A 24525-nucleotide genomic window follows, 5' to 3' on the forward strand; every position below is an offset into this window, starting at 1 on the left:
CCTCCCCAACTGTGGTGGTGTGAACGGTTTACTGCGGGTGAATCAGATCAGAATCAGGCGGGTTTGCGGGCGGCGAGAATGAAGATCATCGGGCGTTCCTGCTCTTCGTCCAGCGCCGGGGTAGCGGCGATTTGCTGCGCGCTGGGGCCCCATTCGTTCAAATGCTGGATGATAAACCCTTGCTGCGCCAGCGGGTTGATATAGCTGCCGAGCGTGCGGTGCTGCTTGATAACGCCTTCCGCCAGCCAGTTGGAGACGCGCCGGCCTTCCCGCTGGTAGCCGTTGACCGGCCAGGATTTCTGCCCGTTGCCGTCGGTCAGCCAGCCCTGCTGCGCCGGGGCGGTGTAGATCGGGTGCTCGGCGGTGAAGATGAACTGCCCGCCGGGTTTCAGCGCGGCGTAAATCGTGGCGAACAGGGGGGCCAGATCCTCGAGGTAGTGCAGCGTCAGCGAGCTGTAGACCAGATCGTAGTTTTCCTGCGGCAGCTGCAGCTGCGCCAAATCCTGCCGACGATACTCGATGCCCGCGTCGGCGGTCATCTCCCGCGCCTTGGCCAGCATCTTTTCCGAGACGTCCAGCCCCAGCACGCTGGCTGCGCCCTGTTCGCGCGCGCTGCGGCAGAACCAGCCGTAGCCGCAGCCGAGATCGACCACGCTTTTGCCCTGCAAATCCGGCAGGATGCGGCGGATGGCGGGCCATTCCGGCGCGCCGTCCAGGCCGTGCTGCGAGCGGCTGAGCTGCGCATAGCCGTCGAAGAAGGCCTGATTGTCATAGATGTTTTGCGTCATGATGACTCCTTGGGGTGAATGACGGCGGCGGAATGCCGCTGCCATACTCTGCATATTGCTGCATAATTCTACGCTGACAACATGAATAACGGGAATGACCATGGACATGATTTCGGTGCGGCAAGCGCCCGAGCTGGCGCCGCGCGCCATTGCGTATTTTCAGCGGCACTGGGCCACGGCAGAAACGCTGATGATGTATGAAGACGCCATCAACCGCAGCCTCGGCGCCGCCAACCCGCTGCCGCAGTGGTACCTGCTGATGGCAAATGACCGGATCCTCGGCTGCGCGGGGCTGATAACCAACGACTTTATCAGCCGTGGGGAATTATATCCCTGGCTGTGCGCGCTCTACGTAGAAGAGACTCAGCGCGGCCAGGGCTACGGCGCGAAACTGATTGAGCATGTGGCGACGGAAACCCGCCGGCTGGGCTTCCCGCAGCTGCACCTGTGTACCGATCTGGAGGGTTACTACGAGCGTAATGGCTTCGTTTATAACGGGCTCGGCTATCACCCCTGGGGCGAAGCCTCGCGGGTCTATTCGCGGGTGCTGTGAGCCGCTCGTTGTTTGCCAATTCGGTCCGATGGTTATCCTGGGTTGTGTTTTATCTGTCGTGCCGAATATTTTCAGCGCATTCCCGCAATGAGAAAACGGCGCAGAGAGAAACGAGTGCCTTTGTCGTTACATCTGAGGGGGGATTGTGAGTGACGGCATATTCTCATTAATTTTTTTGTTGGTTCTATATTAATTATTTATGTGAGTTATCATTCTGGCTGTTTCTCGGTTTTAATGTGCTGTGTATATTTTTAATGTGCGGCCGTGGCGGTTAATTAAATGTAATTATCATGGGGCGTTTGTCTGTCTGTTGGTATGATTTTATTGTTTATTAGTCGCCGCAATCTATTTTTTTCTACTTATTTTGCCATATGCTCTGAATTTTCCTCTGTATTTAGCTTTATATTTCAATTGTTGTTCTGGGACGCTAAATTGGCACTTCCTGCATCGTCGCTGGCATTGACGCAGGTGAAGCCGTGCCGAGAAATACAAATTGATGGTTATCTAATGAGAGAACGTTTATCGCTTCTGCGTCAGGGGAAGTGAGAACTATTTATCTCATCGATGGCTTGCGTAATTGCAAGCGTGCGGATTAATGGGAATGGAAACCACGCTGGGATGAAAAAGAGACTGTTGCAAACAAGCCTGATCGCTTTATGGGTTCTTTTTTCCGGTCAACTTATCGCTGCGCCTTCGGCTGAGTTGAAAGTATCCGGGAAAATAAAACATTCAGGATGCACCGTTATCGCCGGTAATGACGGCGTTTATGATTATGGCGCCATGCGGGGAGGCGCTCGGGGTGAGGCGCAGAGATTACCGACCTTGAAACAGACCTGGCAGGTACGCTGTGAAGGCGATGCCTATCTGGCCATCATTCCGACGGATAACCGTGCGGCCAGCCGCAATGAGCCGGATCTGCGCCGTTTCGGGCTGGGCAATACGCCGGATGGGCAACCCGTTGGCTATTTTCTGTTGGGGCTGTCTCACTCTGCCGTAAACGGCTTCCCGGCTACGTTGCGTTCACGCAATGCGTCAGTGCCGCCGAACACGGAAGCCGCGCTGATTTCCGGTGAGCGTAGCGATTGGTTGCTGGCGGATGCGACGCGCGCCGCCGGCCAGACCTACACCATGGATATTTCAGTGACGCCGGTTCTGGACGCCAATATTCTCGCCGTCGATAAAGTGGAACTGGATGGCTCTGTCACGTTGAATTTCGTTTTTGGGCTCTGAATAACAAGCAATAAGTGCGCAGCGTCAATTCATGCATTGTTTTTACGCCAGCATGGGTAACGACAGTGAATTTGAGTGACACAAAGGGGTTTATCCCCGCTTAACATCCTGTCATCTGTTTTGAACGGGATAATATTAACTATGAGTATGGATATTCATGATGAAAAAAACAGTAATCTCTGCAAGCATCGCCGCAATCCTGATGATGGCGAATCAGGTCTCAGCGGCCTCTATGTCGCCGGAGTTGAAAGTGAAAGGGCAAATGGCGGTGCCATCCTGTGAGGTGTCCATCACCAATGACGGTGTCTTCGAACTGGGTAAGTTGTCCAATGGGTTAATCAATTCAGCGGCGGCCACGGCGTTAGCCAAGTCGCAAAAGCAGCTGGTTATTAACTGCGAGGCCGAAACCTTCCTGAATTTCACCGTGGTCGATAACCGTGAGGGGACCGCCAGTGTAACCGGCAGCGCTCACTTTGGCCTGGGGAACGTCAATGGCGACGGCAAGCTCGGATATTATAAAGTCAACGTCCTCAACGCTGGGGTTAATGCCATTCCTTCGGCGCTGTTCAGCGTGAAGAAAGGCACCACGGCGTTCACCACTGTCAGTTCCGCCTATATCGATAAAAACAACATCACCGGCTGGGCAAAGTCGGGCAACGTACAAAACAGCGGCAAGCTGTTTACCGCCATGCTGGAGGTTGAGCCTTATCTGGCCTCGGCCAAAGACATGAAGGGCCCTATTACCGACAACGTAAAACTGGATGGATCTTCCACGCTCAGTTTCGCGTACGGCATTTGAGTGCCCGAAAAAGTTCTTTGGATTGAAGCGATATAAGGATGTCGACTAAATGAATAAAATTGCATTGCGCGTGATGGTAGCGTCCACGCTGCTGGTCGCCGGGAGCTCTTTGGCCGCCGGCCCGAGCGCGGAAATCAAAGTGGTCGGAGAGCTGGTGACGCCGACCTGTGAGGTGTCACTTCCTAACAATGGGGTGTTTGATTACGGCAGCATCAGCCATACGAAAGTCAGCAGAGACAAAGCGGTCAGTCTGGGAGTAAATGGTAGCGGCACCATGGAGGTGAAATGCGATGCCGAAACGCCGATGACCTTCAACGTTATCGACAACCGCCTGGGCACCGCCAGCGAGGCGGGAAAAACCTTTGGTCTCGGTAACATCAATAATACCGGCAAGTTGGGATTTTATGTGATAACGGCCTACCTGCCACAGATTGATGGCAAACTCGGTCGACTGTTCGTGACCCAGGACAGCACGATCACCTCCCCAACGGGTACCGTACAACTCGAACACGGCAAGCGCGTAGGCTGGGCTTCAAACGCCAATACGCTGGCCATCGGCAAGACCTTCACCGCAATGCTTAATGTTGAAGCCTACCTGGCTAAAAGCGGCGATATGCACGGCGGTATCGGCGAAGGCACCAATCTGGACGGCTCCACCACGCTGGATTTCGCGTTCGGACTGTAATGTCTGATGGGTAACGCAAGGGGGAGGGCTCTCCCCCTTTTTCTGAATCAGTCGCTCCCGGCATTAACCCAGAGAAGATGACGTGTCTATCAGGCAAAGGGCATCGGCGTTGCTGTTTTTGTTGGTCTGGCCGATGACGAAAACCGCTGCCGCCGGATTTGATGTCAAAACCCTGGCGCAGCTGGGGTACAACGCGGATATCGCCGAATTTTTCAATACCGCCCGGTTTTTGCCGGGCGTGCACCGGGTGACGCTGGAGGTCAATGCGGCGCAGCGTTACCAGGAAGAGGTGCGTTTCGATTCGCAGGGGGCGCTGTGTCTGGATGAACGGCTGGCGCAGACGCTGCGTTTGCGGGTCACGCCGCCGCCGGGGGCCTGCGAACGTTTCGATTCGCACTGGCCGCAGGCGGTGGTGCAGGTGTTTCCCGGCGCCTTTCGGGTGGAAATCACCCTGCCGGAGGCGGCGTTCGATGCGGACAAACTGCGCAGCGAGCAGTCGGGCGGCCATGCGGTGCTGCTGAACTACGACCTGTACGCCAACCGGCGTCAGGGGCGCTACGGCAATCAGCAGACGCTGCAGGCGATGCTGGAGCCGGGCGTCAACCTGCGCAACTGGGTGCTGCGCAATCGCTCAAGCTACAGCAACGACGAGAGCGGCAGCCGGCTCGAGGTATACGAGACCTCGGCGAGCAAAGACTTTCCCGCCTGGGAGGCGGTGGTTCAGTTCGGTGAGTTCAGCGCCGGCGGGGCGCTGAGCGGCAACGTGCCGCTCAGCGGCGGGCAGCTGGTCTCCCTGGCGGCCGGCGCGCCTGATGCGGCGCTGACGGTGCCGCTGCAGGGCAGCGTGGCGAGCCCGGCGACGCTGGAGGTCAAACAGCGCGGGCAGGTGATGTACCGCACCCTGCTGCCGGCCGGGCCGTTTTCGCTGAGCGAGCTGGGGCCGGTGATGGCCGGGGTGGAGGCCGAGGTCACGCTGACGGAAACCGACGGGCGGCGGCAACGCTTTACGGTTACCCCCGACGCCGGTGACCCGGCGGGCCGGGCGGGCGGCTATCGGCTGGCGGCGGGGCGCTACCGGCCGTACGGCGCCGGGCGAGAGGGCGCCTCGCCGCCGGCGCTGCTGCTGGGTGAGCAGGCGTTCCGTCTCGGTCGGGGGCAGATAACGGCGGGCGGGCTGCTGGCGCGCACCTACCAGCGTCTGGGCTGGCAGGGCAGTGTGAGTGACGACGCCGGCAACTGGCTGTCGGGCGGCGCGACCTTCACCCGTGGCCGGCAGTCCGGCGTGCAGCTGGAGGCTCAGGGGCAGGTGGCGCTGGGGCCCCATCTGGCGCTGTCGCTGTCGTCGCAGTACCGCACCGAAGGCTTTCGGGACGCGGACGAAGGGCTGAACCCGCCCGCAGAGGCGGAAGGGGCGGCCCGGCAGCGCTACAACGGCGGGGCGGCGCTCTCCTGGCGCACCCTGAGCGCCGGGGCGCTGACCTACTCGCTGTCGCACGAGCGCTATTACCGCGACAGCCGGCGCAGCTGGACCCATGCGCTGGCGTACGGCGTCAACCTGGGAAGGGCGACGCTGAGCGTCAACCTGCAGTCTTCCGCTTATGACCGCGCGGCGGTCTACGCCGGGCTGAGCCTGCCCTGGGGGGCGGGCAGCGTCAGCAGCCGGCTGCAGTCGCGGCGCAACAATCAGCTGACGCTGGGCGGCAGCTGGCAGGGGCCGGTGAGCGAGCGGCTGAACGGCTACCTGGACGTGACGCGGGACGCGGACGGCGAGTACCAGGGCGCCGGCAACCTGAGCGGCGAGACGGCGTATACCCGTCTGGCGCTGGGGGCCTCGCACAGCGGGCAGGGCAGTTCCTCGCTGTCGCTTGCGTCGTCGGGCGGGCTGGGGGTGGCCAACGGCACCTGGGTGATGTCACCGCAGCGCATCGGCGACACCTTCGCGGTGATGAGGGTGGCGGGACAGTCGGGGGGCAGGGTGTCGGGCGGTGGCAGCGGCATGACGGATTTTGCCGGCGACGCGCTGCTGCCGATGCTGATGCCTTATATACCGCTGCGCGCGCAGGTCGATACGCTGTCGCTGCCGCTGAACCTGCGGCTGGACAGCACCGAAGCGGCGTTCGAGCTGGCGCGCGGCACGGTGGCGGAGCGGCGTTTTCGGGTGACCGAGGTGCGCCAGCTGCTGCTGACCCTGCGGGATGAGAGCGGGGCGCTGCTGCCGACCGGGGCGTCGGTGCACGACGAGCGGGGGCAGCTGCTGGGCACGCTGATAGGCGAAGGCAACCTGATGCTGGTGAACGACGATATCGGCAAGGCGCTGCGGGTACGGCGCCTGAACATGAACGAATGCGTGGTGAGTTACGCGGTGCCGGCGGCGTTCGACCCGTCGGTGTTGTACGAAGAGGGCGATGGCGTCTGCCGTGCGGCGGACGGCTCGTCCGATAATGGATGAAAAGAGAGGAGTAATCATGACGATAAAACGGAGCCTGGCGCAGCTGCTGGGCGGGCTGTGGCTGACGCTGGGGCTGGCGCATTCCGCCGGGGCGTCGTTTCAGCTGGAGAGCATGGGCATCGTGCTGGAGGAGAACCCGGGGCGGGTGAACTTCAGCATCCGTAACAGCTCGTCGGAGCCGATATTGCTGGCGACGAAGGTGGAGGACTTGGATGGCAAAGGGTTCAGCAAGGCGGTGCTGCTGTCGCCGCCGATAGCGCGCATCGAGGCGGGGCAGAGCCAGCAGGTGAACTTCGTGCTGAAGCCGGGGACGGCGCTGCCGCACGAGGTGATGCTGAAGGCGTCGTTCGAGGGGATAGGGCAGGCGGTGGACAACAGCGCGCGGATGCCGGTGCGTCAGAGCATCGGGCTGATATTGCAGCCGAAATCGGTGGCGGTGAGCAAGACGCCGTGGGACGACCTGCGGTTGAGCGCGGCGGACGGTCGGCTGACGCTCAGCAACGGCGGGTTGCACGTGGTGCGGCTGGCGCCGCAGCTGACGCTGCAGCCGTCGGGCAAGGTGGTGACGCTGGAGAACTACTACCTGATGGCGGGCGAGACGCAGACGCTGGCGGTGGAAGGGCGACCGACGTCGGTGGTGATCACGCCGCTGAGCCGCTACGGCTTCAAGCAGGACGCGGTCACGCTGGCGGTGAAGTAGCGTGATGCAAGTTAAGGGGCCCGGTGACGTTTACCGGGCTTTTGGGCTTATTTTTTCGCACTGCAACACTTCTTATACTTTTTACCGCTGCCGCACGGGCAGGGAGCATTGGGTTTGGCGCTGCCTGCGCCGGCCCGCTGTTCCTGAGCCAACGCGTACATGATGGCCTGTTCCGGGTAGCCGTTGGCGAGCAAGTCCTTCATCAGGTTCATTTCGCGAGAGATATGCCGGAAGAAATGCTTGTATCCCGGGCAGAGATAGTTATGCCCAGGATGACCGGACGGCGACACGGCGAAGCGGTGTTTGGGGCAGCCGCCATGGCAGACAAACCTGAATTCGCATTGGCGGCAATCCGGCGTTAGCGACGTCTTTTTCGCGCGGCCAAACGTATGTGCCTGCTCACTGTTATTTAAGGTGCGGATATCTTGCTGATGAATATTCCCCAGCCGATGCTCCGGATAGACGAAGTGATCGCAGTTATACAGATCGCCATTGGCTTCCAGAGCGAAGGCGTGCCCACAGGTTTCGGCGAATACGCACAGCACCGGCGGCTGATCGCACCAGGCGGAAAGCGCCACGTCAAACATCTGTACAGAGACGTGCCCGACATCCCGCCGTACCCAGATATCGAAAATCTGATTGAGAAACTCGCCGTATTGCCAGGCAGGCACTGTCCAGGGCGCCAGCGTGGCGGCGCTTTCACCCGGCATTACCAGCTTGAGCGCGGCGCTCTGCGCCGTGCTCAAGCGTTCAACCAATGGAATGAATTGAATATGGCGAGAGCCTGCGGCCAAAAGAAATTCGTAAACCTCGCGCGCCTGGCCGACGTTATGCTTACCGACCACGGTGAGCGTGTTGAAGTCGACGCCGTGTTCTTGCAGCAGAGTGAGGGCGGCCAGTACCTGGGCATGGGTGCCTTTGCCCGAACGCGAGGTGCGATAACGATCGTGCAGCGCTTGCGGGCCGTCGATCGATATGCCGATCAGGAAGCGGTGTTCGGCGAAAAAGCGCGCCCACTCATCGTTCAGCAATAGCCCATTGGTTTGCAGCGCGTGTTGAATGCGCTTGCCGCCGGCATATTTTTGGCACAGTTCGACGATGCGACGGAAAAAAGGCAGCCCCATCATGGTGGGCTCGCCGCCCTGCCAGGAGAACATCACCTGCTCGCCATCCTGAGCTTGGATATGCTGTTGAATATACAGCGCCAGCGTTTCATCTGACATGCGCCAGTTCTGCTGGCGTTCGGGATAAAGCGCCTCTTTTTCAAGATAAAAACAGTAGGTGCAGTCGATGTTGCAAACCGATCCGGTGGGCTTTGCCATCACCAGACAACCGTGGGTAGCCGTCATTGAATACTTCCTTCCGATAACAGCATGAGCGCGCTGTGCAGCGCGAGACCCAGCGCATTAAACAAGAGGGCGAGGCTGAGCAATCTTTTAAACCACGCCGACCAGACAAGCGGGAGCGCCATCGCGCCCATCAGCGATTTTTGCCGAACAAAAGAGCCAAATACCAACAGCATCGCCACGAAAAAAGAAACGCAGCCCAGTGCGGCGAGCACATATTCTTCGCGGTAAAGGCCGGTACGCGCGGTGATAAGCGCCAGCAGCAATAGAGAGAATGCGGTTCTCTGCCACGCCAGCGCCGTTCTTTCCGGCTGCAGGCCAGGATCGCGCTGCGGACAAGCGGCGTTCATGGCTGAACCAATGTGGCCAGCGTCAGCAATATCCCTGCCGCCAGGCCCGTGCTGAGCCAAATCAGCAGGCGTGGATAGCCCAAGGCTTGTTCATGCCGCATCGCTTTCTCGTTGCCCGCCCAGCGATGGTAGGCGTAGCAGGCCAGCGCCGCCGCCGTAAGCGCCAGCGCGATGATCAACACCTTCAGCGATGTTGAGTCCGTCAACTGATCCAGGCCGACCGCGGCGGCCATAAAGGTCAGCGCGGTGCGGATCCAGGCCAGAAAGGTGCGTTCATTGGCTAATGTAAACCGGTAATCCGGTGATTTTCCCTGCGTCCACCAGCTCATTTGCTGTTCTCGACGATGTATTGATAGTAACGCGCGATATGTTTGGCGATGGTGTATTCCACCAATTGACCTCGTTCGTTGTATCCCTTGCGGGTTTTGACCAGCAGCGGAGTAGAGGGGGCAACGTTGAGGATTGCGCAGTCTTCGGCGGTCGGCAGTTCGGCCGTGATGATGTCCTCAAAGGCATCGATATTTTCATTGCGCTGTTCCAACGCGCAGTACAACCCTTTTTCCAGGTCTGACAGCGTCAGCGTATTTAAGCGCGGGGTCAGATAGATATAGTTGACCTGCGCCGGGACTTCATTTTTGCGGTAAATGGTGCGGGTTAGCAGCAGCGCGCTGTCGGTGTCGAACAGCTGCGCGATAGGCTCAGGCGGCTGAATCGGTGACAACGAAAGGTTGTTGCGCGCTATCGCCTGCGTTTGTTGGCCATCGATCAGGCTGATGCGGGTCTTGACGTTCTGCTTTTCCGACGTGCTGATGACCATGGTGCCGATGCCGGCCTGACGTTTGACCAACCCTTTGGCAACCAGTTCGGCCAGCGCCCGCCGCGCGGTGATGCGGCTGACGCCGAACATTTCTTCAAACTCGGCTTCTGTCGGCAGTACGTCGTTCTTTCGGTATTCGCCGTTTTTCAGCTTCTCCAGCAGGATGTCATACAGCTGGGCATACAGCGGCTTGGCGCCGCGCGAGTAGTCCAGTTCTTGTCCCATCGTTAATTTTCCTTCTGTTCTGCAGTCGCCCCGCCGAAAGGGCGGGGCGACCTCTCAATCAAGCCGCATTTCCAGCGCCAGTTTATAAAACACGCTGGCGTGCTGTTCAGGTGGGACTTCTTGCTGCACGAAGGCCCACAGATCGGCGGTGGTCCATGAGGATTTGGCGGAAGCATTCAGTTTATCAATTATTGCCGTTTGATGAGTGCCTTCCAGATGTTGCGTCAGGGCCAACATACCGTAGCGCAGTTGCGGCGCATAATCTTTGAAGGCCGGCACCCAGTCCGGATCGGCGCCCAGCAGCGGAGAGGCGGGCGCCGACAATTGATAGCGAGGCCAGAGTTCCTGCGGCGCGTCGCTTTGTTTCAGTATGCAACGGATGGCGGACAGCAGGCGTTCGGCGACGGCGGCGTCCCGGCACTGACGATCCTGCTTCGGATTTTCCGCCAGGTCATACAGCCGGTGCCCGAAGCGATCGGCGCCCCGGGTCATCACCGAAGAGGCGGGGATGCGCAACACCTGGCAGCCCTTGGTGAAACGGAATCCCGGATGCAGCGTCATGTGCCGGAGTTCTTCAGGGGACAGCCGGCGGTTGATGCTGGTGGGCATCAGGGTGTATTCGAACAGGTTCTCGGCGCCGTGTACCTGCGGTGAACGCATATAGACATAGCGGCCGTCGGTAATGTTGATATGGCAGCCGTGGTAGCCGAACAGCGCATAGTCGCGTATCGGCGTATCGTCGCAAATCGCCGGCACCAGAGAGGCGCCCTGCATATCCGCCGGTTTGTCCAGCTTGAAGAAATCCAGCAGCGTGGCAGGAATGTCGATGGTTTGCGCCAGCGCTTGCCGCGATTCGCCGCGATAAGGGTGCTCGGGATGCCAGATGAAGAAGGGAATATTCGCCACTTCGTTATACAGCGGCATGATGTTTTTGCCCCACCACTCATGCTCCCCCAGCAGGAAACCATGGTCGGTGTTGACGATCAGCAGGGTATCCCGCCATAAATCGTATTTGTCCATGTAGTCCAGGACCTTGCCGACATAGTCGTCCACCATGGTCAGCAAGGCCAGGTAGTATTTCTGAATGGCGTCCTTGCGTTCTTCGCTTTCGGTGACGAAGTAATAGGGCGGCCAGCCATCGAAAACGCTGGCGTCGTCAATGCCGTACATCCGCAGGTATTTTTCCGGCACGAAAAACGGCTCGTGGGGATCGAAGCACTCCAGTTGCAGGAACCAGTTATCGGCCGCGTGGTTCTTGTCGATGAACGCCAGGCCTTTCTGGATGGTTCTGGCCAGCGGGTGATCCTGTTCGTCCTTCATAAACTGCACGTTAATTTGATGCTGCGTGCGGCTGGCGATGCGGCGTTGCTTGATCTCTTCCGGTTCGCCGGACTCATACTGATAAACCGGCTTATCGACCACGCCCTTCCAGGCATCGCCCTCTTGCCCGCGCACGAATTCATAGGTGCTGTAACGGGAGTGGTAGGTGGCGCCGCCGTCACGCCAGTAATGCTTGTGATCGGTGACCAGATGGGTGTGGATACCGTGCTTTTTCAGAATTTCCGGCATGGAGTCGTCAAAGGGCTCCAGCGGCGACCAGGAACGGTGCAGGAAATTGTAGCGGCCGGTATGGATCTCGCGCCTGGCCGGCATGCAGGGCATGCTGCCGACGTAGAAATTGTCGAAACGCACCGTTCTTTCTTTCAGCCGCTGGAAGTTGGGCGTGATGGCCCGGTCGCTGCCATAGGCGGACAGCAGATGCTTGTTCAGTGAATCGAACATCAACATGATGGCTTTCATTTTTGCTCCCTTAAACTGTTTGCCGTCCCGTCAGACGCTTTCCCGATCGTATTTGCGCAGCTTGCCCGTGATGTAGGTCAGCACAAAGGCCGCCAGGCAGCCGGTGAGCCAGGCGAAGATATACTGCAGATATTTGCCGTCGGCGATCAGCGGCAGGGCCGACAGACCTGCGGCGCCGACCCCATTGGTGGAGACGCCGAGCAGCACGACCATCATGCCGCCAAAGCCGGCGCCGATAGAGCCGGTGATAAAGGCGAATCCCGCCGGAATATTCACGCCGAAGATGGTGGGTTCTCCTACGGCGAGGATCGAAGTGGGAATGGCGCCTTTGGCGATCTTTTTCATCACCGGATCGCGGGTCAGCAGCAGCACCGCCGTGGCGGCGCCGACCATGCCTGCATTGGACATGATCTGGATGGCGAACAGCGGGGCATGCCCGGTCGCATTGATCATCTCCAGATGGATCGGGAACAGGCCATGGTGCAGACCGAGCGAAATCAGGAACGGGAACAGCGAGGCCAGCACGAAGCCGGCGGCCAGGCCACCCGTGGCCAGCAGGCCGTTCAAACTGTGCAGAATGCCGTTGGACAATAGGCCGGCGACGGGCATGATGGCGAACAGCAAGGCGCCGGACATCACCGTCAGCACGATCGTCGGCGTCAAGACCACGTCCAGAATGTCGGGCACGATGCGACGCACCTGTTTTTCCAGCACGCACATTAGCCAGACGCAGAAAATAACGCCGATCAACCCGCCCTGGCCGGGGATTAACCCCAAAAGCGGCAGTTGGGGCGCGATGGTGATGGCGCCCAGCAGGCCGCCCATGATGGCGTTGCCGCTAAACTCTTTCGCCGTGGTGACACCGGTATAGATGGCCAGGAAGCTGAACAGCGCTTTGGAAACGATATCAAGGAACTGGCTCAGGCCCAGCAGATGGCGCTGATCCAACACTATCTGGGCCGGAGAAAGCTCGCCGCTGGCCGCAATGGCGTGCGTCAGCGCATAGGAGGCGGCGGAGTTGACCAAGACGTTGTTCAGCCCCATCAAAATCCCGGCGGCGATCAGCGGCGGCAGGATGGGAACGAAAATGTTGGCGATGTGCTTCAACACGGCTTTGGTGCGCGTGGGTTTGCGGGATTTCTCGCGCGCCAGCGCCGCTTTTTGTTCTACGTCGCTCAGCGGCGCCGTTTGCGGGCCCGAGGCCAGCAGTTCATTGATTACCGTCGCCACTTTAGACGACTTGCCCGGGCCGACAATCACTTGCAAAGTATCGTCTTCCACCACGCCCAGCACGCCTTCGATGCCTTTGAGCGCCTGAATATTCACTTTTGCAGGATCGACCAGGGTCATGCGAACCCGTGTCATGCAGTTAGTGACATGGCGTAAGTTATTTAAACCGCCGCTGTGCTCAACAATGGCGCTGCCAACAAGAGGGTAGTTCATCCAGAGGTTCCTTTTGGTTGTTGTCGCCATTTGTTATAACAATATAATGTTATCATGTTTGTGAGGGCGATCATACAATGCCGTTTTTTTATGCAGGAACGGAACGAAATAATGCGTGTGATGGGTTTAAAATTTAATTAAATCAGCATGTTGTTTTTTTGGTGAGTTTGAAAGGTTTGCAGGGAAGGAGGAAAGGCGTTCAAACCAGAGGGAGCAGAGATTTGAGTCTGAGGCTGAGGCTGTTGACTACGTCAATTTTCGCTTGTCAGTGTATTTAACCTTCGGTATGAAGAATGTTCTTATAAAAACCATTTGCCATTTTGAGGGTACGATGAATAAAAAGGTTATTCATATGTTAATTGGCGTGTTTATTGGCGCAGTCGTCAGCACCCTCTATTTTAAGCAATTCGCTAACCAGAACCGGCAAAATGTGAATGAATTGTCACTGAGTATGGCGATAGAACGCGCGCTCCCATCCGTTGTATATATATATTCTAAAGATTGTAATGATGTTGTTTATGGTTGCCCGTTGGGCACCGGCGTTATTATGGACAATCGAGGGCATGTGGTGACGAATTATCATGTGGTCAATGGCGTCAAGAACATGGTGGCGCTGCTCAGCGACGCGACGGTAAGAGAAGCGATCGTCGTGGGCTACGACAAACTGACCGATTTAGCCGTGATGAAACTGGATCCTGCGGCGACCACGCCCATCCGTATCGATGAAAAAAAGAAAATCAAAGTCGGTGATTTTGTTTTGGCCATCGGCAATCCTTACAACCTGGTTGGCTCCGTTTCACACGGTATCGTCAGCGCCATTGGCCGCAGCGGCTTCGGCGTCATTGGCAGACAGACGTTTATTCAAACCGATGCGCCGATCAATAAAGGCAACTCCGGCGGGCCACTGGTTAATGCATCTGGAGAAATGATCGGCATGAATACGTCGGTTTTCTCGGTAGACCAGGATCTGAATAGCGTAAAAGGCATCAGTTTTGCCTTGCCGGTGCGCCTGGTGAATCAGGTAATGAAAAAAATCGTGGCGGATGGGCGAGTCATTCGCGGCTGCATCGGCGTGGAAGCCGCTAATGTCTCTGTGATTCATGGAAAACTGGGGGGGCGATATAATGTGCTGGTGACGGGGGTAAAACACGCGGGGGCTGCGAGCGACGCCGGTTTACAGGAAGGCGATGTCATTAATAAAGTGGCAGGAAAAGTGATTGATAATGCCCAGGAAGCTTTGAATATCTTTGCAGAGACGCCGCCGGGTCAATATGTTGAGGTTACGGTGGAAAGAAATGGTAAAAACAGGGTTTCATCGCTGAAGGTTGATGATTGTGATAACGAATAACCAAGGGGAATTCTCTGACAGAGAAAATAACATGATTTTTATAACTATTAAGTATAACACCATGTATTAAAAGGCTAATTCTTTTTTATTAAGAATATTCCTATAAAAATTGCGTTGTGATATCATTTTAGCGTTCAATAAGAGGTGCGCTATGGCTTATGTGATAAACAACAGAATTATTTACCGGGATGATATCTCTGAGCTCTGCGTTATTGATGATGAACAGGCTAAAGTTGCGTTAACGGCGACAGTTAATAGATTGTTGTTATTTTTTGTACGGAACGATAATAAAGTATTAAGCCGCGAGTTTTTGTTGAGCCAGGTTTGGGGCAGTTATGGCCAGATCGAGTCGGGCAATAATCTGAATAATGCGCTTTCTCAGTTACGCAAGGCGTTTACCGAACTGGGTGAAGGCGAAGTGTTAGTTACCTTGCCAAAGCAGGGGATTTTGCTTCAGGCGGGGGTTGCCCGCACTGATGAGACAGGGAACCAAGAAAATCCTGAATTGAATAAAGTTTTTATCGGGAAAGGGGGCGCCCGGCGGATAAAGTATTTGTGGCTCTGTGTCGCAATGGCCGTTTTTATCGGCGGCCTGGTGATATTGGCTGTGGGGATGCGCCAGGTTTATATTCCGACGGCGCAGTTCATACCCGCTCAGCGTATTGCTAATTGTGAAATCGAAATAATTAACAGCCACCACAAGCTGGTGCACACGAATATTTCGGCGCAGGATGTAAAGAATACCCTCGAGGAAGGCGGCTTTGACTGCAATAAACCGGCAACGGTTTATTATTATAACGGCGGTGCGTTGGTTCTCAGCGCATTGCACTCTATGGCGACTTTTTTCGCCTATTGCCCAAAAAATGAAAAGAACATTAACGCAGCCTGTGAGAATGTCTATGTTTTCAAAAAATAAAAAAACAATAAAAGGGGTGTTTGCATCACTGATGATTCTTGGAGTTGTCTTTATATTTTTTGGTATCTACCTGCAGTTTTTTGCTCCGGTCATGCCGGAATGCAATGCGGTGATCCGCACCGATTATCATGATGAAAAACATTCGTTATCCAGAGTGTTGTTTGTCAGTATTGTCAATATAAATGCAAGGGAGAGCGCATTTATTATCAACGGCAGCGTGACCTATAATAATGAGCGTTTTACCATAGCGCGTACCATTACCATGACTTATACCGCGAATGAAGGGCGCTTCTTGCTGCGCCCGACAAACATCGTTCGACGCTCTAATGACGATAGTCTCAATAATAAAGAAGTCGACAAGCTGTTCCCGGTGGTGGGGAAGGACATCTTGTTTACGGTCGAAAAGATCAATGATCAGCAATACATCTTTGCCGACAATCGTTCCCCCAATTTTATTTGCAACAAGCGTTGATGCCCTAACGGGGTACTATTCTGATGTCAGAAGAGATTATGCCTACTGTTGCAGCTTTACCGTTTTGCACGCAGACAGGCCCTGTCTGGGGCAGTAGGTCATCACGGCCGCTGTGCTGTCGTCATCGGCAACCTGATTGTATAAGTATACGCTGGCGTTGCTGTTGCAATCATAATCAAACTCGCTCAGCAACCGCCTGGCTGAGGAAATATCCTGCGTGCTGTCGATGGCGAACACGTTGCAGCTGCGATATTTACCGATAAAGCTCAGGTCGTTATTGGCAGTGTAATAATACAGCGCGGTGCCGATGGCGACAAAACCGGCGGCCAAAGGCAGGAGAAGCAGAATGAGCGGTTTTATACGTCGGGTGTTCTTTTCCGCCAACGGATGCGCTTTCGGCGTTTCGCCATTATCTTCATCCTTTTCTTCCCCTAAAAGGGTTATCGACTCGGCGACGAACTTGAATCCTTGGCGCGGGTAAGTAACCAGAATGTCATCCTGGCCTAACTGAGACAGCGTCTTGCGCAGCCCTGATATATAATTGCTCAGGTTATTGTTCGATGCCGTTAAACCATGATTATTCCATACCTCATCCAGCAACCGTTCCCTCTCCACAATTTCATTATTGTACTCAATAAACAACGACAGCAGCCGCTGTGAAGGTTTTAATAAAACCACCTCTTTATCGTTGCTTTTGCTGAGTGATAATGTCCCTTTATGCGCATCATAGATGATGGCGTTATTTATAATGTATTTCATGTTGCTCCCTGTAAATAATCTGTCCGTGCTTAATACTGTGGCTGCCGACATTTTTTTTCAACTCCCTCGCGGCTGTTGAAATTAGAATTTTCTTATATTGCGTGGATAATGGGTTAATTAAACCTGAATTGGTCGGTTTTTTTATTTACAAGGAGGTTAATCCGTACCCTTTGCTGGAGTTAAAATCTATTTTTAAGGTGTTTTATTTATACATATTCTTAATTTTGTTTAATTTGTAGTTTTATATTTCAAGAAGTGAGTTGTGGTAGTAGATTGTTCTCACTGGTTTGAAGGCCAGAAACAGAAGGTTTCCTGTGCTGATACGGAAATGGTGGTAAGCCGGGAAACATTATCTTCTACAGATAAAGTGAGTCTTATTTAACTCTTTCACTTACTAAGGAATGTAAGAACTATGAAACTGAATAAAATCATGATGGTGGCGGCGGTTGCCTTTGGTCTGTCTTCTACTGCGTTTGCGGCCGACCAGGGCCACGGTAAAGTGACTTTCACCGGCTCAATTATTGATGCGCCGTGCTCCATTAACCCGGATTCCATCGATCAGACCGTGGAACTGGGCCAGATCTCCAAGGCGGCGTTGGTGAGCGGCGGTAAATCTACGCCGCGCAACTTCTCCATCGCTCTGGAGAACTGCACCTTTGCCAATGATGAAAAGGGTAACCCGCTAAAAAACAAAGTGGCGCTGACCTTTACCGGTATGGAGTCCAACGCGACACCAACTAATGGCTTGCTGGGCATTACCGGTACCGCCAAGGGCGCCAGCGTCGCCATTACCGATGGCTCCGGTACGGTGATCAAGCTGGGTCAACCGACCAAGGCTCAGACACTGCAAGGCGGTTCTAACACCCTGAACTTCGCCGCTTACCTGCAGGGTGACGCTGCGTCTACCGCAGTCATCACCGAAGGTGAATTCCAGGCGGTGGCCGACTTTACCCTGGCGTATAACTAAGCCGCATTAATTTCTTCAATAATGAAGTGAATTAAACATGCCAATGCATGCGGGGTTCCCGCATGCATTTTTCAGGAACGTTTTATCAGGAAATAACGTTATGTGGATTAAAACCATGATATTTCCGCTGGCAGTTTGTTTATTTACCTTCACGGCTGTTACCGCGCAGGCGGCCGGTTCCGTTCAGGGCTGGGGCAGGGTAAATATGCAAGGTGCCATCATCGATACCGCCTGCGCCATTGCGGTCGAGAGTCGTTATCAGACCGTAGATATGGATGTTGTGCCGATAGCGGATATTATTCGCGACGGGCAAAGCCAAATGAAAACTTTCGCCATCGAACTGGTTAATTGCACGCTGGAACGGGCTAATAAAAATTCACCTGACTGGAAACAGTTTCAGGTGACCTTTGACGGCGATGCCGAGGAGGGGTTATTTGGCGTGCGCGGCGAGGCATCGGGCATTGCGCTGCAAATCAGCGACGCCGCCGGCAATATTGCCACGCCGGGTTACCCGATGCCGCGCGGCGACATTATCCCCGGAAATATGCGGCTGAATTACGCCCTGAAATTAGTCGCCAATAATCATACGCCGAAGGCCGGTGATTATTTCTCGGCCGTCCGTTTCAAACTGGATTATTTCTGAGGCCGGCGGTGAAGACTGATTACAAGAGCACAGGGATAAAAAATAATTATAAGGGATTCGGAGCATGAATATATCGCCTGCCGGGAAACTGGCGCGTCTTCAGGTATTGGGATTGTGCATCGCCCTGGCGCTCGGATCTCCCGCGACGCTGGTGTATGCCGCCGATGACATTCAGTTCAACACCGACGTGCTGGACGTGCATGACCGCAAGAACATCGATCTGAGCCAGTTCTCGCGCGGCGGCTACATCATGCCGGGCACCTACGGCATGGTGGTGCACATCAACAAAAACGATTTGCCGGAGCAGCAGATCCCGTTCTACCCGCCGGAGGACGGCCCGAACGGCAGCCGCGCCTGCATCAGCCAGGCGCTGGTGGCACAACTGGGCCTCAAAGAGGGCGTGATGAAAGACCTGCGCTGGTGGCACCAGGGCGAGTGCCTGGATGAGAGCAGCGTGGCGGGGATGGAGACGCGGGGTGATTTGGCCACCTCGTCGCTGTACCTGAATATTCCGCAGGCGTTTCTCGAGTACACCGCCGAGAACTGGGACCCGCCGTCGCGCTGGGACGAGGGCATTCCGGGGCTGCTGTTCGACTATAACCTCAACGCCCAGAGCCAGCATCAACAACGCAGCGGCAGCCGCGGTTACAGCCTGAGCGGCAACGGCACGGCGGGGGCAAATATGGGCGCCTGGCGCCTGCGGGCTGACTGGCAGGGCAGCCTCAGCCACCAGACCGGCAGCGGGCAGCCGACCGACAAGCGGCTGGACTGGAGCCGCTACTACGCCTACCGCGCGCTGCCGGCGCTGCGCTCGAAGCTGACGCTGGGCGAGAGCTACCTGGATTCCGGCATGTTCGACAGCTTCCGCTTTACCGGCGCCAGCCTGGTGTCGGATGACAACATGCTGCCGCCCAACCTGCGCGGCTATGCGCCGGAGGTGGTGGGGGTGGCGAAGACCAACGCCAAGGTGGTCATCAGCCAGCAGGGGCGGGTGATTTACGAGACCACGGTGGCGGCCGGGCCGTTCCGCATTCAGGACATCAACGACGCGGTGAGCGGCGAGCTGAACGTGCGGGTGGAGGAGCAGGACGGCAGCGTGCAGGAGTTCGTGATGAACACCGCCAGCATCCCGTACCTGACGCGCCCCGGCTCGGTGCGCTTCAAGCTGGCGGCGGGCAAGCCGTCGGACTGGGAACATCGCTCGCAGGGGCCGCTGTTCGGCACCGGCGAGTTCTCCTGGGGGGTAAGCAACGGTTGGTCGCTGTACGGCGGCGCGCTGGCGGGCGGCGACTATAACGCGCTGTCGCTGGGGCTCGGGCGTGACCTGATGGTGTTCGGGGCGCTGTCATTCGACGCGACCCAGTCGCGGGCGCGGCTACCGCAGGAGGAGGGGACGCTGAGCGGCGGTTCATACCGTCTGAGTTATTCGAAGAGCTTTGATGAGTACGACAGCCAGGTGACCTTCGCCGGCTACCGCTTCTCGGAGCAGGATTTCATGAGCATGAGCGAGTACCTGGACGCGCGCTATTACGGCAACCGCAACGGCAGCGGCAAGGAGATGTACACCGTCTCCTTCAACAAGCAGTTTCGCGACTGGGGGCTGAGCAGCTACCTCAACTACAGCCATGAGACCTACTGGGACCGGCCAGCCAACGACCGCTACAACCTGACGCTGTCGCGCTATTTCGATATCGACCGGTTCCGCAACCTGAGCTTGTCGCTGTCGGCCTACCGCAACCAGTACAACGGAATGAAGGACGACGGGGCCTACCTGTCGCTGTCGATGCCGTGGGGCGAGCGCGCGACGCTGAGTTACAACACCACGGTGAACCGCAACGACAGCACCCACCGGGTGAGTTACTACGACCGGCTTGATGAGCGCAGCAACTACCAGCTGAGCGCCGGCACATCGCGCAGCGGTGCCAACGCCAGCGGCTACTACACCCGCGAGGGCGATATCGCGCGGCTGAGCGCCAACGCCAGCTACCAGGAAGGGCGCTACAGCGCGTTGGGATTGAGCGCCCAGGGTGGCATGACGCTGACGGCGGAGGGCGGGGCGTTGCACCGCAGCGGCATGGCGGGCGGCACGCGGATGCTGATCGACACCCAGGGGGTGGCGGACGTGCCGGTGCGCGGCTACGGGCGCACCAGCCGCACCAACGCCTGGGGCAAGGCGGTGATCGGCGACGTGAACAGTTACTACCGCAACAAGGCGAGCATCGATCTGAACCAGCTGGGCGACAACGCCGAGGCGACCACATCGGTGGTGCAGGCGACGCTGACCGAGGGGGCCATCGGTTACCGGCAGTTTGACGTGATAGCGGGGGCTAAGGCGATGGCGGTGATCAAGCTGGCGGACGGCAGCGAACCGCCGTTCGGCGCCACGGTGCTGAACGGCCGCAAGCAGGAGACCGGCATCGTCAACGACGGCGGCAGCGTCTATCTCAGCGGTATCCAGCCGGGCGAGGCGATGACGGTGCGCTGGAACGGGGCGGCGCAGTGTGAAGTGCGCATGCCGAGCCCGCTGCCGGCAGAGATGTTGATGAATACCCTGTTGTTGCCTTGCCATTCGTTGCCGGCAACAACGGAAAACACTGAATTACAGTAATTGGAGTTAATGACATGCACCAACAACTTAAATTTTCATTCGGCACGGCGGCCCTGCTGGGCGCCCTGACGGTCTCGCAGGCCCAGGCGGCCATCGCCCTGGATCGTACGCGGGTGATTTTCGATGGCAGCCAGAACTCGGTGAGCCTGAGCGTCAGCAACCAGAACAAGCAGTTGCCGTATCTGGCGCAGGGCTGGATTGAAGACGAGCAGGGTAACAAGATCCAGAGCCCGCTGACGGTGCTGCCGCCGGTGCAGCGCATCGAGCCGGGTAAGCCCAGCCAGGTGAAGATCCAGGCGCTGCCGGCGGCCAAACAGCTGCCGCAGGACCGCGAAACGGTCTACTACTTCAACCTGCGCGAGATCCCGCCGAAAAGCAGCAAACCGAATACCCTGCAGATCGCGTTGCAGACGCGCATCAAGCTGTTCTATCGCCCGGCGGGGCTGGGCATCGACACCAATGCGCCGCCGCCGCAGGAGCAGCTGACGCTGACTCGCCAGGGCGACAAACGTGGTGAACAACCCGACGCCGTACTACGTCACCCTGGTGGATGCGGGCAGCAGCAAGAGCGTGCCGGTGAAAGCGTTCGAACCGATGATGGTGCCGCCGAAGGGCAGTGCGCCGCTGACGGTGAGCGCGGCGAGCGTGGGCAACAGCCCGGTGCTGACCTACGTCAACGATTACGGCGGCCGCCCGCAGCTGAGCTTCAGCTGCAGCGGCACTATCTGCAAGGTGGTGCCGGAGAAGAAAGGCGCCTGACCGGCGCGCACAACCCTAAGTGGACAGGAGGATAAATGGCAAGGGAGCTGATGGCGGAACGCGCTTACTGGATAAGCGAGCTGCGATATTACGCCGTGCTGGCGGCGCTGGCCATGATGGCACCATTGAGCCTGACCGCGCTGCTGTGGCTGCTGCCGCCGGCGCAGGCGGCGGACAACTGGGAAGTCGACGGCGCCAACGGCACATTGTATGTCCACGGCGCCCTGACCGAGAGCGCCTGCCGGCTGGAGATGACCAGCGCGCGGCAGGATATCGCGCTGGGCGAGGTGGGCACCGGGCAACTGAAACAGGTTGGCGATCGCGGCACGCCGGTGCGCTTTGAGCTGCGGCTGGCGGACTGCCTGCGCAGCCCGGCGGGCAGCCGCGACCTGCGCACCGGCGGGCTGATCTGGGCCGAAAACCAGCCGGCGGTGACGGTCAGTTTTCGGGCGATTCGCGATGCGGATAACCCGCAGCTGATAAAGGCGCAGGGGGTCTCGGGTCTGGGGCTGCGCATGGAAACCGTGCGGGGTGAAGACGTGCGGCTGGGCAGCCGGGGCAAGCCGCTATTGCTGACGCCGGGGCAGAACAGCCTGAGCTACGTCATCACGCCGGAGCGCACGGCGGCCAACCTGGCGGCGGGCAGTTACCGGGCGGCGGTGGATTTTCACCTGAGCTATGACTGAGGCGGGGCGAAGTATGGATGGCGTAAGAATAAAGGCGAACCACCGACAGATTGTCCGCTGCCTGAGGGCGCTGCTGGTGGTTATGCCGCTGAGTGTCCAGGCGGCGACCACGGTCACGGTTAAGGTGACCATCGTGGCGCCACCGCCGTGCGTGATTAACGGCAATCGGACGATCGAGGTGAATTTCGGCGAAGTAATGACCACTCGGGTAGACGGCAAAAATTACCGCGTACCTGTGAGTTACTCCCTGTCTTGTTCCGGACAGAGTAAAAATGCGATGAAGCTGCAGGTACAGGGCACCGGCGCGGCTTTCGACACATCGGCGTTGAAGACCACTAAAACCGGACTGGGGATCCAGCTGCAGCAGGGGAGCAGCAATCTGGCGCTCAACAGTTGGTTGAATTTTACCTACCCAAATACGCCGGAACTGTGGGCGGTGCCGGTGAAGCAAAGCGGCGTGACCCTAAGCGGTGGCGAATTCACGGCAGGTGCCACAATGAAGGTGGCCTATCAGTAACCGGAGCGAAGCATGAATGACAAAATAAAAGCCCTGCTGCTGATTGGCACCCTGTCTGGCGCATCATCTGTGGCGTTGGCCGAAGGCGAAATGACGTTTCGTGGCACGCTGCTGACGCCGCCGCCGTGCCGGATTAACGACAACAATCAGGTTGAGGTGGATTTCGGCGAACGGGTCGGCATCAACAAGGTAGACGGGGTGAACTACCGTCAGGCGGTGAATTACCAAATCACCTGCGACAGTGCGAGCGGCGGTAGTTGGGGGCTAACGTTGAGCCTGAGCGGAACCGCCAGCGGGTTTGATAAACAGGCGCTAGCGACCAACAAAAGCGATTTAGGGATCCGCGTATATCGCGATGATCAACCGTTTACGCCGGGCAGTACGTTGAAGATCACGCTGGATAACCCGCCGCGGCTGGAGGCGGTGCCGGTGAAAAAAGAGGGCGCCGCGCTGATCGAAGGGGCGTTCGAGGCCTGGGCGACGCTGCAGGCCGATTATCAGTAACGGGGAAAGGCGATGAAAAAGAGAATCGGCAATTGTCTGGTAGCCACGGTACTGCTGTTGGCAGGCGAGGCTGCGCTGGCGGCCAACAACCTGCGCCTGCATGGCGCGCTGGTGGCGGAGCCGTGCGTGATCCCGCCGGGGGAGGAGGAGATCACGCTGGATTTTGGCACCATCATCGACAAGTACCTGTACCTCAATACCCGCACGCCGGGGCAGAGGTTTGAAATTCATCTGGCTGAATGCGATCTGAGCCTGGGTAAAACGGTGACGGTGACGCTGTTGGGAACAGAAAGCGTGGCGCTGCCTGGCCTGCTGGCTCCTGCCGGCGGCAGTATAGCCAAGGGAATTGCTATCGGGTTGGAGACGCCGGCGGGCAAGGCGCTGCCGCTCAATCAGGGCGGTGATAAGCAGGGCCTGCAGGCCGGCGGCAATGCCCTGGCGTTGCAGGCCTATGTGCGCGGCGAACCGCAGGCGCTGGAGCGCAAGACGATTGGGCTCGGGGCGTTCAGCGCGGTGGCGACTTTTAGTCTGGCTTATGAGTAGGTTACAGATATGAAAATGGGAATAAAGATATTGGCGCTGTTTTTTGTGTTCTATTCTTCTGCGGCGTTTTCTTTGGCTTATGAAATGAAGGTACAGGGTGGGATAGGGCTAAATGAATGGGGCAGCGTTACTCGGTGGACATATGATCGTTTGAGCATTGAATCATGGGATATTAATGATGATACACCTAATCCTATGTCAGAGGGTTCTTATTTCGAGGCAAGAGATGATAACCTATATTTTGTCTATAATGATGACTACAATAGTAACGAGACCCCTAGCGAACCCTCGTATACCGTTTCTGGAGCGAGGAAAGCAAAAACAATGGGGGAGTTGGGTCAGCTTTTTATAGCTCAAGGGTATCTTGGAAAGGAAATTACTGGTATTAGAATATCCCGTTGGTACTGGAACTCTTGTTATAGGTTTAAATATTATAGTAAAAGAGTCGGAGCTATAGGGTTTGTCGGTGAAAGATGTACTCCTGCAGAGACTCCTCCCGCCATTTGCAGGGTTAATGAGCCCTATGTGGAAATAAATCATGGCGTTCTGGCGCCGGCCAAGATTAATGGTCATTCCGCTTATGCTGATTTTCACATTACATGTTCTTCACAAATGTCG

25 protein-coding genes and 1 pseudogene are annotated in these 24525 nt (G+C 57.1%); 18 read left to right on the forward strand and 8 right to left on the reverse strand.

Features of this window, described 5'->3' with window-relative positions; genetic code table 11:
* Positions 1 to 53 precede the first annotated feature (53 nt).
* Entirely contained in the window at positions 54 to 788 is a 735-nt protein-coding gene (locus IMX17_RS24340) for a bifunctional 2-polyprenyl-6-hydroxyphenol methylase/3-demethylubiquinol 3-O-methyltransferase UbiG (protein ID WP_182265574.1), read from the reverse strand.
* Positions 789 to 888: 100 nt separating this feature from the next.
* On the opposite strand from IMX17_RS24340, the gene IMX17_RS24345 reads away from it, so the two are divergent.
* From IMX17_RS24345 to IMX17_RS24370, 6 genes are all read left to right on the forward strand, one after another.
* Positions 889 to 1341: a GNAT family N-acetyltransferase gene (locus tag IMX17_RS24345; protein WP_193550303.1), complete on the forward strand. Its 453-nt coding sequence runs from the start codon at positions 889 to 891 to the stop codon at positions 1339 to 1341.
* A gap of 618 nt (positions 1342 to 1959) precedes the next feature.
* Complete coding sequence (locus IMX17_RS24350; RefSeq protein WP_072056046.1) at positions 1960 to 2571, forward strand: DUF1120 domain-containing protein; 612 nt, start codon at positions 1960 to 1962, stop codon at positions 2569 to 2571.
* Between the two features lie 157 nt (positions 2572 to 2728).
* Positions 2729 to 3370 carry a DUF1120 domain-containing protein gene (locus IMX17_RS24355; protein WP_052759935.1) on the forward strand — a complete coding sequence of 214 codons (642 nt, stop codon included), beginning with the start codon at positions 2729 to 2731 and terminating at the stop codon, positions 3368 to 3370.
* A gap of 49 nt (positions 3371 to 3419) precedes the next feature.
* Entirely contained in the window at positions 3420 to 4055 is a 636-nt protein-coding gene (locus tag IMX17_RS24360) for a DUF1120 domain-containing protein (protein ID WP_193550304.1), read from the forward strand.
* Between the two features lie 133 nt (positions 4056 to 4188).
* Positions 4189 to 6504 carry a fimbria/pilus outer membrane usher protein gene (locus tag IMX17_RS24365; RefSeq protein ID WP_227414695.1) on the forward strand — a complete coding sequence of 772 codons (2316 nt, stop codon included), beginning with the start codon at positions 4189 to 4191 and terminating at the stop codon, positions 6502 to 6504.
* A gap of 16 nt (positions 6505 to 6520) precedes the next feature.
* Positions 6521 to 7204 carry a fimbria/pilus chaperone family protein gene (locus tag IMX17_RS24370; RefSeq protein ID WP_182265571.1) on the forward strand — a complete coding sequence of 228 codons (684 nt, stop codon included), beginning with the start codon at positions 6521 to 6523 and terminating at the stop codon, positions 7202 to 7204.
* 47 nt (positions 7205 to 7251) lie between these two features.
* Here the strand turns inward: IMX17_RS24370 and IMX17_RS24375 are convergent, their stop codons facing one another.
* From IMX17_RS24375 to IMX17_RS24400, 6 genes are read right to left on the reverse strand one after another with little or no spacing between them, the layout of a single operon-like run.
* Positions 7252 to 8553, reverse strand: a complete 1302-nt coding sequence (locus IMX17_RS24375) for an anaerobic sulfatase maturase (RefSeq protein ID WP_193550305.1) — start codon at positions 8551 to 8553, stop codon at positions 7252 to 7254.
* Positions 8550 to 8900 carry a DUF202 domain-containing protein gene (locus IMX17_RS24380; RefSeq protein ID WP_046897832.1) on the reverse strand — a complete coding sequence of 117 codons (351 nt, stop codon included), beginning with the start codon at positions 8898 to 8900 and terminating at the stop codon, positions 8550 to 8552. The genes IMX17_RS24375 and IMX17_RS24380 overlap by 4 nt, the downstream gene beginning before the upstream one ends.
* Positions 8897 to 9229, reverse strand: a complete 333-nt coding sequence (locus IMX17_RS24385) for a YidH family protein (RefSeq protein ID WP_046897831.1) — start codon at positions 9227 to 9229, stop codon at positions 8897 to 8899. The genes IMX17_RS24380 and IMX17_RS24385 overlap by 4 nt, the downstream gene beginning before the upstream one ends.
* Complete coding sequence (locus tag IMX17_RS24390; protein ID WP_046897830.1) at positions 9226 to 9942, reverse strand: GntR family transcriptional regulator; 717 nt, start codon at positions 9940 to 9942, stop codon at positions 9226 to 9228. The genes IMX17_RS24385 and IMX17_RS24390 overlap by 4 nt, the downstream gene beginning before the upstream one ends.
* A gap of 54 nt (positions 9943 to 9996) precedes the next feature.
* Positions 9997 to 11742 (reverse strand): sulfatase, encoded by a 1746-nt coding sequence (locus IMX17_RS24395; protein ID WP_193550306.1) that lies wholly within the window; start codon positions 11740 to 11742, stop codon positions 9997 to 9999.
* A 30-nt stretch (positions 11743 to 11772) separates the two neighbouring features.
* Positions 11773 to 13185, reverse strand: a complete 1413-nt coding sequence (locus IMX17_RS24400) for a PTS transporter subunit EIIC (RefSeq protein WP_182265567.1) — start codon at positions 13183 to 13185, stop codon at positions 11773 to 11775.
* A gap of 331 nt (positions 13186 to 13516) precedes the next feature.
* Between IMX17_RS24400 and IMX17_RS24405 the strand changes: the two genes are divergently transcribed.
* The 3 genes from IMX17_RS24405 to IMX17_RS24415 all read left to right on the forward strand — a co-directional run bounded on the left by IMX17_RS24405 (position 13517) and on the right by IMX17_RS24415 (position 15921).
* Positions 13517 to 14533 (forward strand): S1C family serine protease, encoded by a 1017-nt coding sequence (locus IMX17_RS24405; protein ID WP_182265566.1) that lies wholly within the window; start codon positions 13517 to 13519, stop codon positions 14531 to 14533.
* 151 nt (positions 14534 to 14684) lie between these two features.
* Complete coding sequence (locus IMX17_RS24410; protein WP_193550307.1) at positions 14685 to 15449, forward strand: winged helix-turn-helix domain-containing protein; 765 nt, start codon at positions 14685 to 14687, stop codon at positions 15447 to 15449.
* Positions 15433 to 15921 (forward strand): hypothetical protein, encoded by a 489-nt coding sequence (locus IMX17_RS24415; RefSeq protein WP_193550308.1) that lies wholly within the window; start codon positions 15433 to 15435, stop codon positions 15919 to 15921. Before IMX17_RS24410 ends, IMX17_RS24415 begins: the two co-directional genes overlap by 17 nt.
* Before the next feature lie 42 nt (positions 15922 to 15963).
* Here the strand turns inward: IMX17_RS24415 and IMX17_RS24420 are convergent, their stop codons facing one another.
* The gene (locus IMX17_RS24420; RefSeq protein WP_182265564.1) at positions 15964 to 16680 is read right to left on the reverse strand and encodes a winged helix-turn-helix domain-containing protein; all 717 of its coding nucleotides are present in this window, start codon (positions 16678 to 16680) and stop codon (positions 15964 to 15966) included.
* 412 nt (positions 16681 to 17092) lie between these two features.
* On the opposite strand from IMX17_RS24420, the gene IMX17_RS24425 reads away from it, so the two are divergent.
* From IMX17_RS24425 to IMX17_RS24465, 9 genes and pseudogenes are all read left to right on the forward strand, one after another.
* Positions 17093 to 17647 (forward strand): fimbrial protein, encoded by a 555-nt coding sequence (locus tag IMX17_RS24425; protein WP_182265563.1) that lies wholly within the window; start codon positions 17093 to 17095, stop codon positions 17645 to 17647.
* A 100-nt stretch (positions 17648 to 17747) separates the two neighbouring features.
* Positions 17748 to 18290 carry a fimbrial protein gene (locus tag IMX17_RS24430; RefSeq protein WP_182265562.1) on the forward strand — a complete coding sequence of 181 codons (543 nt, stop codon included), beginning with the start codon at positions 17748 to 17750 and terminating at the stop codon, positions 18288 to 18290.
* Positions 18291 to 18354: 64 nt separating this feature from the next.
* Positions 18355 to 20898 carry an outer membrane usher protein gene (locus IMX17_RS24435; RefSeq protein WP_193550309.1) on the forward strand — a complete coding sequence of 848 codons (2544 nt, stop codon included), beginning with the start codon at positions 18355 to 18357 and terminating at the stop codon, positions 20896 to 20898.
* Positions 20899 to 20912: 14 nt separating this feature from the next.
* Positions 20913 to 21657: pseudogene (locus IMX17_RS24440) on the forward strand (fimbria/pilus periplasmic chaperone).
* A 35-nt stretch (positions 21658 to 21692) separates the two neighbouring features.
* A complete protein-coding gene (locus IMX17_RS24445) occupies positions 21693 to 22343 on the forward strand; it encodes a fimbrial protein (RefSeq protein WP_227414696.1) in 651 nt (216 codons plus the stop codon).
* Positions 22344 to 22356: 13 nt separating this feature from the next.
* Positions 22357 to 22860 (forward strand): fimbrial protein, encoded by a 504-nt coding sequence (locus tag IMX17_RS24450; protein WP_182265559.1) that lies wholly within the window; start codon positions 22357 to 22359, stop codon positions 22858 to 22860.
* Between the two features lie 12 nt (positions 22861 to 22872).
* Positions 22873 to 23364 (forward strand): fimbrial protein, encoded by a 492-nt coding sequence (locus tag IMX17_RS24455; RefSeq protein WP_182265558.1) that lies wholly within the window; start codon positions 22873 to 22875, stop codon positions 23362 to 23364.
* A 12-nt stretch (positions 23365 to 23376) separates the two neighbouring features.
* A complete protein-coding gene (locus tag IMX17_RS24460) occupies positions 23377 to 23907 on the forward strand; it encodes a fimbrial protein (protein WP_182265557.1) in 531 nt (176 codons plus the stop codon).
* A 9-nt stretch (positions 23908 to 23916) separates the two neighbouring features.
* The coding region (locus tag IMX17_RS24465) for a hypothetical protein (protein ID WP_193550310.1) at positions 23917 to 24525 on the forward strand (609 nt) is incomplete at its 3' end.

This window comes from Serratia sp. X3 (assembly GCF_014982455.1).
Lineage (GTDB): Bacteria > Pseudomonadota > Gammaproteobacteria > Enterobacterales > Enterobacteriaceae > Serratia > Serratia ureilytica.

Excerpts from the sequence above, each read along its gene's own strand:
- IMX17_RS24360 (WP_193550304.1), top strand. The coding sequence starts at position 3,420 with ATGAATAAAATTGCATTGCGCGTGATGGTAGCGTCCACGCTGCTGGTC.
- IMX17_RS24435 (WP_193550309.1), top strand. The coding sequence starts at position 18,355 with ATGAATATATCGCCTGCCGGGAAACTGGCGCGTCTTCAGGTATTGGGA.
- IMX17_RS24405 (WP_182265566.1), top strand. The coding sequence starts at position 13,517 with ATGAATAAAAAGGTTATTCATATGTTAATTGGCGTGTTTATTGGCGCA.
- IMX17_RS24455 (WP_182265558.1), top strand. The coding sequence starts at position 22,873 with ATGAATGACAAAATAAAAGCCCTGCTGCTGATTGGCACCCTGTCTGGC.
- IMX17_RS24395 (WP_193550306.1), bottom strand. The coding sequence starts at position 11,742 with ATGAAAGCCATCATGTTGATGTTCGATTCACTGAACAAGCATCTGCTG.
- IMX17_RS24450 (WP_182265559.1), top strand. The coding sequence starts at position 22,357 with ATGGATGGCGTAAGAATAAAGGCGAACCACCGACAGATTGTCCGCTGC.
- IMX17_RS24400 (WP_182265567.1), bottom strand. The coding sequence starts at position 13,185 with ATGAACTACCCTCTTGTTGGCAGCGCCATTGTTGAGCACAGCGGCGGT.
- IMX17_RS24385 (WP_046897831.1), bottom strand. The coding sequence starts at position 9,229 with ATGAGCTGGTGGACGCAGGGAAAATCACCGGATTACCGGTTTACATTA.
- IMX17_RS24425 (WP_182265563.1), top strand. The coding sequence starts at position 17,093 with ATGAAACTGAATAAAATCATGATGGTGGCGGCGGTTGCCTTTGGTCTG.
- IMX17_RS24375 (WP_193550305.1), bottom strand. The coding sequence starts at position 8,553 with ATGACGGCTACCCACGGTTGTCTGGTGATGGCAAAGCCCACCGGATCG.
- IMX17_RS24370 (WP_182265571.1), top strand. The coding sequence starts at position 6,521 with ATGACGATAAAACGGAGCCTGGCGCAGCTGCTGGGCGGGCTGTGGCTG.
- IMX17_RS24365 (WP_227414695.1), top strand. The coding sequence starts at position 4,189 with ATGACGAAAACCGCTGCCGCCGGATTTGATGTCAAAACCCTGGCGCAG.
- IMX17_RS24340 (WP_182265574.1), bottom strand. The coding sequence starts at position 788 with ATGACGCAAAACATCTATGACAATCAGGCCTTCTTCGACGGCTATGCG.
- IMX17_RS24390 (WP_046897830.1), bottom strand. The coding sequence starts at position 9,942 with ATGGGACAAGAACTGGACTACTCGCGCGGCGCCAAGCCGCTGTATGCC.
- IMX17_RS24445 (WP_227414696.1), top strand. The coding sequence starts at position 21,693 with ATGGCAAGGGAGCTGATGGCGGAACGCGCTTACTGGATAAGCGAGCTG.
- IMX17_RS24415 (WP_193550308.1), top strand. The coding sequence starts at position 15,433 with ATGTTTTCAAAAAATAAAAAAACAATAAAAGGGGTGTTTGCATCACTG.
- IMX17_RS24460 (WP_182265557.1), top strand. The coding sequence starts at position 23,377 with ATGAAAAAGAGAATCGGCAATTGTCTGGTAGCCACGGTACTGCTGTTG.
- IMX17_RS24430 (WP_182265562.1), top strand. The coding sequence starts at position 17,748 with ATGTGGATTAAAACCATGATATTTCCGCTGGCAGTTTGTTTATTTACC.
- IMX17_RS24355 (WP_052759935.1), top strand. The coding sequence starts at position 2,729 with ATGATGAAAAAAACAGTAATCTCTGCAAGCATCGCCGCAATCCTGATG.
- IMX17_RS24410 (WP_193550307.1), top strand. The coding sequence starts at position 14,685 with ATGGCTTATGTGATAAACAACAGAATTATTTACCGGGATGATATCTCT.
- IMX17_RS24350 (WP_072056046.1), top strand. The coding sequence starts at position 1,960 with ATGAAAAAGAGACTGTTGCAAACAAGCCTGATCGCTTTATGGGTTCTT.
- IMX17_RS24345 (WP_193550303.1), top strand. The coding sequence starts at position 889 with ATGGACATGATTTCGGTGCGGCAAGCGCCCGAGCTGGCGCCGCGCGCC.
- IMX17_RS24380 (WP_046897832.1), bottom strand. The coding sequence starts at position 8,900 with ATGAACGCCGCTTGTCCGCAGCGCGATCCTGGCCTGCAGCCGGAAAGA.
- IMX17_RS24420 (WP_182265564.1), bottom strand. The coding sequence starts at position 16,680 with ATGAAATACATTATAAATAACGCCATCATCTATGATGCGCATAAAGGG.